The 12,741-nt window shown below is 50.3% G+C and carries 11 protein-coding genes; 7 read left to right on the forward strand and 4 right to left on the reverse strand.

Going from position 1 to position 12,741, the window contains the following annotated elements:
* Positions 1-169 precede the first annotated feature (169 nt).
* The 4 genes from epd to mscS all read left to right on the forward strand — a co-directional run bounded on the left by epd (position 170) and on the right by mscS (position 4,674).
* A complete protein-coding gene (epd, locus tag EHW56_RS12735; RefSeq protein WP_077578346.1) occupies positions 170-1,174 on the forward strand; it encodes an erythrose-4-phosphate dehydrogenase in 1,005 nt (334 codons plus the stop codon).
* Positions 1,175-1,246: 72 nt separating this feature from the next.
* Positions 1,247-2,413 carry a phosphoglycerate kinase gene (locus EHW56_RS12740; protein WP_046075071.1) on the forward strand — a complete coding sequence of 389 codons (1,167 nt, stop codon included), beginning with the start codon at positions 1,247-1,249 and terminating at the stop codon, positions 2,411-2,413.
* 153 nt (positions 2,414-2,566) lie between these two features.
* Positions 2,567-3,643 (forward strand): class II fructose-bisphosphate aldolase, encoded by a 1,077-nt coding sequence (gene fbaA, locus EHW56_RS12745; protein WP_152796390.1) that lies wholly within the window; start codon positions 2,567-2,569, stop codon positions 3,641-3,643.
* A gap of 173 nt (positions 3,644-3,816) precedes the next feature.
* A complete protein-coding gene (gene mscS / locus EHW56_RS12750; protein WP_152799946.1) occupies positions 3,817-4,674 on the forward strand; it encodes a small-conductance mechanosensitive channel MscS in 858 nt (285 codons plus the stop codon).
* Between the two features lie 57 nt (positions 4,675-4,731).
* Here the strand turns inward: mscS and EHW56_RS12755 are convergent, their stop codons facing one another.
* Complete coding sequence (locus tag EHW56_RS12755; RefSeq protein WP_046075195.1) at positions 4,732-5,322, reverse strand: LysE/ArgO family amino acid transporter; 591 nt, start codon at positions 5,320-5,322, stop codon at positions 4,732-4,734.
* A gap of 157 nt (positions 5,323-5,479) precedes the next feature.
* On the opposite strand from EHW56_RS12755, the gene EHW56_RS12760 reads away from it, so the two are divergent.
* On the forward strand, positions 5,480-6,370 hold the full coding sequence (locus tag EHW56_RS12760; RefSeq protein ID WP_152799944.1) for a LysR family transcriptional regulator ArgP: 891 nt from the start codon (positions 5,480-5,482) through the stop codon (positions 6,368-6,370).
* Between the two features lie 96 nt (positions 6,371-6,466).
* The gene (locus EHW56_RS12765) at positions 6,467-7,165 is read left to right on the forward strand and encodes an oxidative stress defense protein (protein WP_152799942.1); all 699 of its coding nucleotides are present in this window, start codon (positions 6,467-6,469) and stop codon (positions 7,163-7,165) included.
* A gap of 74 nt (positions 7,166-7,239) precedes the next feature.
* Here the strand turns inward: EHW56_RS12765 and EHW56_RS12770 are convergent, their stop codons facing one another.
* The 3 genes from EHW56_RS12770 to EHW56_RS12780 all read right to left on the reverse strand — a co-directional run bounded on the left by EHW56_RS12770 (position 7,240) and on the right by EHW56_RS12780 (position 11,056).
* Positions 7,240-8,787, reverse strand: coding sequence for a sodium:alanine symporter family protein (locus tag EHW56_RS12770; RefSeq protein ID WP_077459005.1), 1,548 nt, complete (start codon positions 8,785-8,787; stop codon positions 7,240-7,242).
* 237 nt (positions 8,788-9,024) lie between these two features.
* On the reverse strand, positions 9,025-10,248 hold the full coding sequence (gene srmB / locus EHW56_RS12775) for an ATP-dependent RNA helicase SrmB (protein ID WP_172970048.1): 1,224 nt from the start codon (positions 10,246-10,248) through the stop codon (positions 9,025-9,027).
* A gap of 103 nt (positions 10,249-10,351) precedes the next feature.
* Positions 10,352-11,056, reverse strand: coding sequence for a tRNA1(Val) (adenine(37)-N6)-methyltransferase (locus tag EHW56_RS12780; RefSeq protein ID WP_172970047.1), 705 nt, complete (start codon positions 11,054-11,056; stop codon positions 10,352-10,354).
* 307 nt (positions 11,057-11,363) lie between these two features.
* On the opposite strand from EHW56_RS12780, the gene brnQ reads away from it, so the two are divergent.
* Positions 11,364-12,671, forward strand: coding sequence for a branched-chain amino acid transport system II carrier protein (brnQ, locus tag EHW56_RS12785; protein ID WP_172970046.1), 1,308 nt, complete (start codon positions 11,364-11,366; stop codon positions 12,669-12,671).
* Positions 12,672-12,741 lie beyond the last annotated feature (70 nt).

The following is a 12,741-nucleotide window of genomic DNA, read 5'->3' on the forward strand; positions in this document are numbered from 1 at the left end:
GATACAGCGATAACACTGCCGCGCCCGTCTTGGTATTTGGATGATAGCCAGACGGGCGTTTTTCACGGTACTTCATCCCCGAAGGCGCGTGAGAAGGCTCACACAACACGTGCGTCTTTTACGTGCTTGAGATACACTATGGGGCATCGTTAAACGAGCACCGATGGACATGGCATTAAGAGTCGCAATTAATGGATTTGGTCGTATAGGGCGCAGTGTATTGCGGGCCCTGTATGAAAGTGGCAAGCACGATCGCATTCAAGTGGTCGCGATTAATGAGCTCGCAGAGCCCGAGGCGATGGCGCATCTGCTGCAATATGACTCAAGCCATGGTCGGTTCGGCTGGCCGGTTTCCTATAACCAAGAACATTTGTTTGTCGCCACCGACAGCATTCGCCTGCTTCACTTACCGGAACTTCAGCTTTTACCTTGGCGTGACCTTGATGTTGATATTGTCTTGGACTGCACGGGCAAGTTTGGCACACGAGAAGACGGTGAGGCTCATATTGCTGCAGGTGCTAAAAAAGTCTTGTTTTCACATCCCGCCAGCCAAGATGTTGACCGTACCGTTATTTACGGGGTCAACCATGATGCGTTAACCGCGGATGATCGTATTGTCTCTAATGGCTCATGCACCACCAATTGTATCGTCCCAGTGATCAAAGCCTTGGACGAACACTTTGGGATTGAGTCCGGCACTATCACTACCATTCACTCTTCAATGAATGACCAGCAGGTGATTGATGCGTATCACTCTGATCTGCGCCGTACGCGCACCGCAAGCCAATCGATCATCCCGGTGGATACCAAACTCCATGTTGGTATTGGTAGGATTTTTCCGAAATTTTCTGACAAATTTGAAGCGATCTCGGTGCGTGTACCGACGATAAACGTGACAGCGATGGATTTAAGTGTCACTGTACGTACTAAAGTGAAAGTTAATGACGTAAATCAAGCTCTGCAGACGGCATCTCGATGTACATTAGACGGTATACTGGATTATACCGAAGCGCCCTTGGTATCGATCGACTTTAACCACGACTCACACAGCGCCATTGTTGATGGATCGCAAACACGAGTCAGTGATCACCAGCTGATTAAAACGCTGGTTTGGTGCGATAACGAGTGGGGTTTTGCCAACCGAATGTTAGATACCACACTTGCCATGGCGTAATAGACGCAAGCGTGGGTGGGGTGTTGCCCTGATTAAATCAGTTTCAATTTGCAACCTTATAGCGAGGACCATATGTCTGTAATTAAGATGACCGACTTAGATCTTGCCGGAAAGCGTGTGTTTATCCGTGCTGATCTGAACGTGCCTGTAAAAGACGGGAAAGTGACCTCTGACGCACGTATTTTGGCATCACTGCCTACGATTAAGCACTGCTTAGAAGCCGGTGCAAAAGTCATGGTGACCTCTCACCTAGGTCGTCCTGAAGAAGGTCAGCCTGAAGATCAGTATTCACTGCAGCCGGTAGTCAACTACCTTGATGATGCGCTGGATTGTAAGGTCAGCCTCGCTAAAGACTATCTAGACGGTCTTGAGCTTAATGCCGGTGAGCTGGTGGTGCTTGAGAACGTGCGCTTTAATAAAGGCGAAAAGAAGAACGACGAAGCGCTCTCTAAAAAGTATGCAGCGCTTTGTGATATCTTCGTGATGGATGCATTCGGCACCGCGCACCGTGCGCAAGCGTCAACCCATGGTGTGGGCACGCATGCGCCTGTAGCTTGCGCCGGTCCACTGCTGGCCAACGAGCTGGATGCGTTAGGCAAAGCGATGGACAACCCTGCTCGCCCAATGGTTGCCATTGTGGGTGGGTCAAAAGTGTCTACCAAACTGACGGTGCTGAAATCACTGTCAACCGTTGCTGACCAGCTGGTTGTGGGCGGTGGTATTGCGAACACCTTTATCGCAGCTGACGGCCACAATGTCGGTAAGTCGCTGTATGAGGCGGACTTAGTGGATACGGCGAAATCTTTAATGGAAGAGTGCCATATTCCTGTCGCGACCGACGTTGCGTGTGCGAAAGCGTTTGATGAAAACGCGGAAGCAGAGATCAAGCGCGTTGAAGATGTACAAGACGACGACATGATTTTCGACCTTGGTCCTGAATCAACCCAGGCATTGGCAGACATTTTGAAAAATGCCAAAACCATTCTTTGGAATGGCCCTGTTGGCGTGTTTGAGTTTAAGAACTTCGAAGCAGGCACCGCGGGTATTTCAAAAGCGATCGCGGAGTCTGAAGGCTTCTCTGTTGCAGGTGGCGGCGATACCCTCGCGGCGATTGACAAGTTCGGCATCCAAGCTGACGTGTCTTACATCTCAACCGGTGGCGGCGCGTTCCTAGAGTTTGTTGAAGGCAAGCCTCTTCCAGCGGTAGAAATGCTGGAAGCACGCGCCAAAGACGCATAAACCAGATAATAAAACGGGAGTGACATCTCCCGTTTTTGCTTTCGTTTGACTACAATAGGCCGAGTCGTAAACGATTGCACCAGATTGATAAGGGTGCTTCAGGCATCTTTACTCAGTTCAGCAAAGACAACCCGAGTTAATAGGACAAGAGCCATGTCTAAAGTTTTTGATTTTGTAAAACCTGGCGTTATCTTTGGCGATGACGTTCAGAAAGTATTTGAAGTTGCCAAAGAGAACAAGTTTGCATTGCCTGCAGTCAACGTGGTTAACACTGACTCAATCAACGCAGTGATGGAAGCCGCGGCGAAAGTAAAAGCGCCAGTGGTTATTCAGTTCTCTAACGGTGGTGCGGGTTTCTTCCCGGGCAAAGGTCTGAAACTAGAAGGCCAAGAAGCGCAAATTAAAGGCGCTGTTGCTGGTGCGAAGTACGTTCACGCCATGGCTGAAGTCTACGGTGTGCCGGTGATCATGCACACTGACCACGCTGCGAAAAAACTACTGCCTTGGATTGATGGTCTACTTGACGCTGGCGAAGCCTTCTTCAAAGAGCACGGTAAACCGCTTTTCTCTTCTCACATGATTGACCTGTCTGAAGAGTCTCTAGAAGAGAACATGGAAATCTGTGCCGAATACCTAGCGCGCATGGACAAAATGGGCATGACGCTAGAAATCGAACTGGGTATCACTGGTGGTGAAGAAGACGGCGTGGACAACAGCGATGTTGATACGGCTGACCTTTACACCAAACCAGAAGAAGTGGCTTACGCGTACGAAAAACTGTCTGCTGTAAGCCCTCGTTTTACCATTGCCGCTTCATTCGGTAACGTTCACGGTGTTTATAAGCCAGGTAACGTGGTACTTAAGCCAGAAATTCTTCGTGAATCACAGGCTTACTGTTCAGAGAAATTTGGTCTGCCGACCAATGGTCTGAACTTCGTGTTCCATGGTGGTTCGGGTTCTTCAGAAGAGCAAATTCAAGAATCCATTGGTTACGGTGTGATCAAAATGAACATCGATACCGATACCCAGTGGGCTACATGGGATGGTATTCGTCAGTATTACCAAGACAACGAAGGCTACCTGCAAAGCCAAATCGGTAACCCGAAAGGTGATGATCAGCCAAACAAAAAATTCTATGACCCACGCGTTTGGCTACGTAAAGGTCAAGAGTCGATGGTTGCGCGCTTGGAGCAAGCTTTCAAAGACCTCAACGCAGTTGACGTCCTGTAAACGTCACAACAGTGTTGAATGTAAAAGCCCGCCGCTTGGCGGGTTTTTTTATATCTGCGTGATAGCGACACGTCTCATTGGGTAGACATTTTGCGTAATTGAGATAGACAGCGACCAGTAAAAGGCTGTTAACATAGGGTTACCGTTTATCCCAACTTGAAAAGGGAAATTGAATGAGTGAGGAAAACACAGTGGTAGAGGGCGCTAAATGGGCCCAGACTTGGCTGATGGATAATCAAGATCTGTTGACGCAGTACGGGGTGAACATTATTTCCGCGCTACTGATCTTGGTGATTGGTAACCTTGTAGTTAAAGGTTTAGCTAACTCCATGGCGGGTGTCATGCGCAAGCGCAACATGGATAACGCGGTGGTGGAGTTTATCCATGGTTTGGTGCGTTACTTACTGTTTGTCATTGTTTTAATTGCAGCATTAAGCCGCGTGGGTGTGCAAACGGCGTCTGTGATTGCCATCTTAGGTGCCGCAGGTTTAGCCGTGGGTCTTGCCTTGCAAGGCTCGTTGGCAAACTTTGCCGCCGGGGTGTTGATTGTGATGTTCCGTCCGTTCAAATCGGGCGATTACGTCGAATTGGCCGGAGTCGCTGGCTCTGTTGAGTCCATTCAAGTGTTCTCTACGGTGCTCACGACCCCTGACAACAAAATGGTGGTGGTTCCTAATGGGTCCGTGATCAGTAGTCCAATCACTAACTATTCCAAGCACGCGACACGCCGCATTGACTTGACTATTGGCGTAGCGTACAGCGCGGATTTGAAGAAAACCAAAGCGGTGTTAACCAACATCGTCACTCAACACCCCTTGATTCTGAAAGACCCTGAGCCCAATGTGGCGGTGATGACGTTAGCCGACTCATCGGTCAATTTTGTGGTGCGCCCTTGGGTGAAAACAGAAGACTACTGGAGTGTTTACTTTGAGCTGTTGCCAACCATCAAAGAAGCACTGGACGAAAATGGTATTGAAATTCCGTTCCCGCAAATGAGTGTTCATTTCGAGCGCGGCGAGGGCCAAGCGTAACCTCACGGCGGGCGACCGTCATTATGGATGCGGCAGCGTGGCCGCATCCCTGTTTTTTTAACCCGCCAGTAAACGTGCGTACAGGCCAAGTGCGAGCTTACCGGCCACGAATAACATCATACTCGCCATGAGTAGGTCGAGCAGTCGCCGGATAGAGGGCGTGGAGAGCCACGGCGACAAGCGCGCGGCCCCTGCTGATAAACCGTAAAACCAAAGGCACGATCCCATTAGGGCGCCGACAGTAAAGGCAACGCGTTCATCGAACGCAAATTGGCCACCAATTGCCCCTAACACTACCACGGTATCGAGATACACATGCGGATTGAGTAAGGTCACCGCCAAGGCACCAATGATCACCGCGCGGCGGCCTCGACTCATGGTGGGTGTCGCCATTGACACGTCTTGGCTGTGCTGACGTGCGCTTTGGATAAACTGCCATGCATACACACTCAGAAAAGCGATCCCCGCGAGCGTAATGGTGTTGAGCAGAAGTGGGTAGCTTGCTAACAATGCCCCTCCGCCAAAAATACCACTTGAAATCAAAATAATATCGCAAATAAAGCAGATCGATGCTGTGGTCATATGGTGTTCACGGCTGATACCTTGGTTAATCACATAGGCATTCTGAGCGCCAATGGGAATAATCATGGTTAGGCTTAATCCTAAGCCCTGAAGTGCGACGAGAAAGCTGCTCACCCTGTTCTTCCTTCTTTTTACTGGTATAACCCTCACTTTAAGCAGGATTGCCTATTAAAGGAACTTAATTATATTTATGGTTAATTAATTTAACTAATGAGGCGCAAGGATGGATTATCGAGGAGTAGAAGCGTTAGATGCGGTGATCTCTTGGGGAAGTTTTGAACGCGCGGCGGCGGCCCTGTTCATTACTCAATCTGCGGTCTCTCAACGTATAAAGCAGTTAGAGCGGCAAATCGCCCAGCCTGTAATGGTGCGTGAGCAACCTCCGCGGCCAACGCCGATCGGTCAGCGTCTACTGGGTCTTTATCGACGCGTGCAACTGTTGGAGCAAGAAACCTTGCCTGAGCTGGCACCAGGTATTGATGGGTCAGTCTTGCCGGTCTCCATTGCCACCAACGCGGATAGTTTAGCGACTTGGCTACTTTCGGCCCTCGCGCCACTGACCGCCCATCAAGCGATTGACTTTAATTTATTGGTTGAAGATGAAAGCCGTACGCTCAATAAAATGCGCAGCGGTGAAGCGATTGCGGCGATCAGCACTGACTCCACGCCGATGCATGGCTGTGATTGTCGTTACTTGGGTACCATGGACTACAGTTGTGTGGCTACCCCAGCGTTTGCTCAGCGATACTTTTCTGATGGGATTGATAGAGAGGCGTTAATGGCGGCGCCGGCAGTGATTTTTGATGCACATGACGATATGCATGCGGATTTTCTAGCGGCTCATTATGCCATGCCCGCAGCGGGGTGGCGCCGACATATTGTCCGCTCTTCGGAGGCATTTGTGGCCATGGCATCGCAAAGTATGGCGTATTGTTTGATCCCACGGATTATGGTGTCAGCGCAGTTAGCGGACGGGCGCTTGGTGGATGTGATGCCGGGGAAAGTGGAGTCACGGCATTTGTACTGGCATTTTTGGGCGATGGAAAGTGGTGTGTTAGCGGCGATTACCCACGCTTGTCAGCAAGCGGCGAAACAAGCACTGGTTCAATATTGACACAAAATTGACGTTGGCAGGGGAGCTTTTGGTGTTTTTTCGCGTCTGACTTAGCGTTACTCACTATCTATCGCTTGCCTTCTCAAAGGAGAGATTATGCAAAAATTGAAAGCAATGGTATGGCTGACGGGGGCCTTAGTGATGGCACCCGCCGCGATGGCCAATATTGATTTTCCTCACTTGGACATTACCGGTGTCGGGGAAGTGACCGCTGCGCCAGACATGGCGAGCATTGAAGTGGGCGTGGTCACTGAGCGTAAAACGGCGAAAGCTGCGAAAGCCGCATCCGACAAAGCGGTCACGGCGTTTATCAATCGGCTGTCGGCACAAGGGGTAAAGCGCGAACAAATCGAGAGTGCGCATATTCAGCTGTCACCGCGTTATCAACACGCCAAAGACAAAGCGCCTGAGCTGATTGGCTACCGTGCGGAACGCCACGTTACTGTGACACTCAATCAGCTCGATAAATTGAATGCGGTGCTAGATGGTGCCTTAGGCGAGGGGATCAACCGTATTCGCCATGTACAGCTCACCAGCAGTGAGCAGGCCACCTTGAAAGACAAGGCCCGTGAGGCGGCGGTACAAGACGCCAAAGAGAAAGCCGAGGCGCTCGCGAAAAGCCTGGATATGCGTGTTGATGGCGTCTGGCAAATTCGCTATCGATCCAGCAACCCACGTCCTGTGATGATGAATGCCGAACTGCGCAGCGGCAGCGCGGATGTCGCGGCGAGCTACCAAGATGCAACCATGCAGGTGCGTGATCAAGTCGATATTATTTTCCGCCTTGATGACTAGGAGCGTCGTTGGCTAACACGATCAAAAAAGGGCGCTGATGCGCCCTTTTTTACCATTGATTCGCTGTTTGAATCTTATGCCGTTGGATTGATAGGTTTGCCATCGGCATCGGTGGTTTCACTTTCTTGCTTGCCATTACGGCGCGCCAGACGTTGTTCCCAGTAATCGGCATTTTTGATGCCAAGCTTAACCGGATCAAAGGTGTAGGTTTCTACCCCTCTGGCCTGTTGCTCTTCATAATCTTTCAGCGCCTTAAGGGCTGGCTTAGACATAAAGAAGATGATGATGATGCCAACAATGTTTAACCATGCCATCAAACCCACACCGGCATCGCCAAACGCCCATGCCAAGTTCGCACTCCGCACACAGCCGTAGAACACGGCGGACATCAGCACCACTTTCAGCGCAAACATCATACCTGGCACCTTGATAGTGCGACGCAGGTAAGCAATGTTGGTTTCGGCAATGTAGTAGTAGGCCAAAATGGTGGTAAAGGCGAAGAAGAAGAGTGCAAAGGCGATAAAGGGTTTACCTAAGCCAGGCATCGCCGCTTCAATCGCCAGCTGAGTAAACTCAGGGCTGTTTGCCGCGACCGAAGACGCCAAGTTTTGCACGATATAGGCTTCACCTGGACCATGGACGTTGTAAGCACCGGTGATGATGATCATAAACGCGGTTGCCGAGCAAACTAGCAAGGTATCGATGTAAACCGAGAAGGATTGAACTAGGCCTTGCTGAGCCGGGTGATCCACGTTGGCAGCCGCCGCCGCGTGTGGACCTGTACCTTGACCCGCTTCGTTGGAGTAAACACCACGTTTAACCCCCCAACCAATGGCTGCACCCGCACCTGCCATCGGTGTGAAGGCATCGCCGATGATCATAGAAACCACGGCGGGAATTTCACTGATGTTCAATAGGATGATGACAAACGCAATAATGATGTACGCCAGCGCCATGAAAGGCACGACGATCTGCGTAAAGTGGGCAATACGTTTAACACCACCGAAAATGATGAATCCGAGCACGATAGAGATAAAGGCACCGGTAATCACTTTCGAGACTTCAAGCGCACCAAACATGGCGGTATCAACCATGGCGCCAGAGCCAAATGCGGTTTCAACGGCATTACCGATGGCGTTAGATTGCACGCCAGGTAGCATGACACCACAGGCGAGTAAGGTCGCGAGAGCGAAGAGGATGGCATACCATTTTTGTCCCATCGCTTTTTCGATGTAGTAAGCTGGGCCACCACGGAACTCACCATTGTCTTCTTCTTTATAAATCTGTGCCAATGTTGACTCGGTATAGGCGGTTGCCGCCCCGAGAAAAGCAACGACCCACATCCAGAAGACCGCGCCTGGGCCACCAAACCCGATAGCGGCGGCGACGCCGGCAATATTACCCGTACCGACACGGCCGGAGAGTGAGACTGCTAAGGCTTGGAAAGAAGAAATCCCTTTGGTTGAGCTTTTCCCTGAAAAGAGGAGTCGCCACATTTCGGTGAAGTGACGGATTTGAACAAAGCGCGTCAGTATGGAATAGAACAGTCCCGCACCCAAACAGGTGTAAATCAGAACCGGGCTCCATATGATGCTATTTAAGAAATCGACAAACGATTGCATAGTGAGTTCCTTCTACTGTGTTTGCATCATGTTTTGTTGTTATCGCGATTAGCATCTTAAACTGATTTGCAGCGCAATTGTTAATATTTTGTGTCATTGCATTGCGCGATGTGTGAATCTGATCGTTTTGTGCTCAACAAAATGGACGTCGATAGCGAAAAAAAGGAGGCCTTTTCGGGCCTCCTTGAGTAATTCCTTATATATCAGCCAGTCAGTGAGGCTGATAGATGTCTAGTTCTATTTGCGTTTTTTGGGCTTTTTGACTTTGCTCGAGTTTTTAACGCTTTGCTTCTTTTTTTTCTTCTTATGCTCTGCTTTTTTATGTTTTGGCTTCAAGCTAGCAATGGTTCGCTCTTTAATCTCTTCATCCATATAGCGCATGATCCTATCCATCATTGGTTGATCATGGGCTTCGACCAGTGAAATGGCAGAGCCTTTTTTGCCCGCACGAGCCGTGCGACCAATACGGTGTAAATAGACGTCAGCCGTGCGTGGGAGATCATAGTTGATCACATGGGTGATATCTGGGACATCAATGCCGCGTGCCGCAACATCAGTGGCCAGCAGTACACTGACTTTTCCTTCACTAAACCGGTTGATCGCATTGTTACGCTTCGCTTGTTGCATTTCACCTTGGATCCAGGCGCAATCCAGTTGTTGTGACTGCATATAATCACGAAGCTCCGCCAAGCGCTCACGTGTTTTAATAAACACAATCGCTCGTTCAGCCTGTTCGCTGACAATCGCCTTTAATAAGGCGCGTTTATGGTCAAGATCATCGCAGCGATGGTACCACTGGATGATTTTTTTACGCTCGCGGCGTGGTGGTGTGACATCAACCAACTCAGGGTTGTCCAACAAATTATCGGTAAAGCCTGCTACCCCGCGGCCTTCTAATGTGGCGGAGAAGAGCATGGTCTGACGGCGGCGCTGGCACTCATCAGAGAGTCGATTGACGGCATTCGCAAACCCCATATCCAGCATCCGGTCTGCCTCATCTAAGATCAGGCATTCAACGGCGCGACAATCGAACCGTTCGGCTTCAATGTACTCCATCAAACGGCCAGGCGTTGCCACCACAATATCCTGTGTTTTACCCAACTGCTCGGCGTGCTCTTGGTATGAAATGCCCCCGGTGATGGTGAAGATCTTAAGACTGGTATTTTTCGCTAATGCGCGCGCTTCATCAGCCACCTGAATGGCTAATTCACGCGTGGGGGTGAGAACCAGTACGCGTCCTGGCCCGGGCTTTTGCCGCGGGAAGTCGAGTAAGTGCTGCAACATGGGCAGCAAAAAAGCCGCCGTTTTGCCGGTTCCCGTTGGGGCGGAGGCAAGGATGTCACGTCCATCCATACCGTGGGGGATAACCTCAGATTGGATCAGCGTAGGGCGCTGATAGCCCATATCGTCAAGTGCACTGAGCAGTTCTGGATCCAGCTCGAGTTCGGCAAAGCTTCGCACAGGTAATTCTCCAAGGATAGTTAAGCGCGGTATTATAGACGCAAATAGTGTAAATGGGCAGCGCGCCCAAGGCCAATGATAGCGAGACGCTGCTCGGTTTGGATTACGAGAGTTTGAGGTAAAACGCGCGTGTCAGATCCGCGAATGCCTGCGTATAAGCGCCATCTCTCTCGCGCACCGCGATCGTATCAGATCTGACTACGTCCGTCGTTGGCGAGAGTGTGAATAATAAGCGCGAAGGCGATTTATCCGGCGTCGGGCGCACGGATAGCTGCCGGCGTAAGAACAGGCCTTGTCCCTGAGCAGAATGAATAAACGCGTCTGCCTCTTTGCTGGGCAAAATAAGATCGGCACACCCCGTCGGGGTAAGTAACCCTTGCAAGCACGCGATAAGTGCGGGATGGCTCAGGGTATTTGCATGCCTAGCGACCGCGCGCTGTTGATTGCTGGACGGGGCGCCACTGGTAAAGTATGGGGGATTACAAACAATGTGTTGCCATTGTTCCGTGCGCTCAAAAGCGTTGATATCAGCGTGGTGTACTTGGATTTGCCGAGCAAAGCATGAGTGTTTTACATTTAGCTCGGCGCAGCGAAACGCGGCCGTATCATACTCAACCGCGGTCAGCGACAAGGATGGAAAACGTTGTGCCAACATCAATGCCAATAAACCGGTTCCCGTTCCGATATCCAAGCTATTACTCGCCGTCCCAGGCTGAGACCACGCGCCCAGTAGTACACCATCCGTACTGACTTTCATGCCACAGTCACCGTGGTCGATAACAAATTGTTTAAAGCGAAACTGGCTCATTTGTCCTGCACTCTGACAACTTAGCGGCATCAAGGGGTAGCATTTTTTGCTTTTGTGTAACCATGATGTTATCGAGTTTGTTTGTTAAAAAATACCACAGATAACATAATAGCTAGTTTATTGAGCTGATTGTTATTGCTAACGCAGAAGATCACAAGGTTTTTTGTCAATGCCTTTACTGTGGCTATGAACTTCTTCATTATTCTGCGTTCTGCCCATCGTCTGAAACAAAATATTATAATTGAGCGTTTCAGATGGGTGAAACATTATTGATTGCAAACACCCTCTTAAGCTGTAGGTATACATCGTGACTAAGCGTTTAAAATTAGTAGATATTTTAGCGTTAGGTTTTATGACCTTTGCCTTTTTCTTAGGCGCAGGAAATATAATCTTTCCCCCACAAGCTGGCATGTTGGCCGGTGATCACTTTACGGCTGCAATGATCGGATTTTTGATCACTGCCGTCGGTCTTCCTTTAATCGGTATCATTGCGGTTGCGGTGGCAGGCGGAGGCTGGAAGGGCCTAACGCGTGACTTACCCACAGGTGTTGCCACACTAATGGCCGTGCTGATTTTTATCATTATTGGCCCCGCCTTTGCTGCGCCTCGTGCCGGACTTGTCGCCTATGAGATTGGATTTAAACCTTTTTTATCAGCTCCTGGGCAGCTAGAACTGGGCGCTTTCTCTGTGGTCTTTTTTGCCGTCGCGATGTTTTTCTCTCTTTCTCAAGGCAAGCTGATTGATACCATCGGTAAATTCTTGACACCTTTGCTTTTCGCGGCGCTCGCGATTTTGGCTATCGCGGTGATTGTTAACCCACAAGGCGAAGTGGTGGCCGCGCAAGGTAACTATGTTGAAAACGCACTGACGACTGGCTTTTTGGAAGGTTACAACACCATGGATACCTTTGCGGCGTTAATGTTCGGCATGTTGATTGTCGATGTGATCCGTAAAAAAGGTATCGAAGACAACAAAGCGACCTGCATGTACCTGATTTGTGCCGGTATTATTGCCGCCGCTGGACTGGCGTTTGTGTACGTGTCGCTGTTCTACTTGGGCTCAACGGCTAGTGCGGTGGCGCAGGGAACGCAAAATGGTGGCGAAATCATGGCCGCCTACGTGGATGCACTGTTTGGCCCGGTTGGGCAAATGATCCTGGCGGCGATTATCGGTTTAGCGTGTTTGACGACCGTGATTGGGTTGGTGAGTGCGTGTGCTGATTACTTTAGTTCGCTCACATCATGGACGTACCGTCGTTGGGTGGTCGTCGTGGCTACTGTCTGTGCGGTGGTGGCCAATGTGGGTCTCAAGCAGCTGATTGCGATTTCTGTCCCTGTGCTGTTTGCCCTTTATCCTGTCGCGATTGCGCTTATTGGTTTGACGTTTATTCGTCGCTGGTTGCCAAATCCGGCTGTGGGTTATCGCCTTGTGTTGGGCGTGGCATTGCTCTTTAGCTTGCTCGATGCGGCAAAAGTCATGGGCGCTGACATGAGCGGCTTTAGCTTCCTACCGCTATTCGATGTCGGTATGGCCTGGCTGCTACCTACATTGGTGGCTATGGGCGTGGCAAAGTTTGTTGGATCACGGGCGAATGCGTTAGCAGACGCATCGTGATATCGACCGCTGCATGATAGCGAACAAAAACCGCGCTGAGAGGCGCGGTTTTTCAGACTGCTGACAAAGG

Origin of the sequence: Salinivibrio sp. VGrn1 (genome assembly GCF_009377995.1) — a bacterium.
In the GTDB taxonomy this organism is placed as follows: domain Bacteria; phylum Pseudomonadota; class Gammaproteobacteria; order Enterobacterales; family Vibrionaceae; genus Salinivibrio; species Salinivibrio siamensis.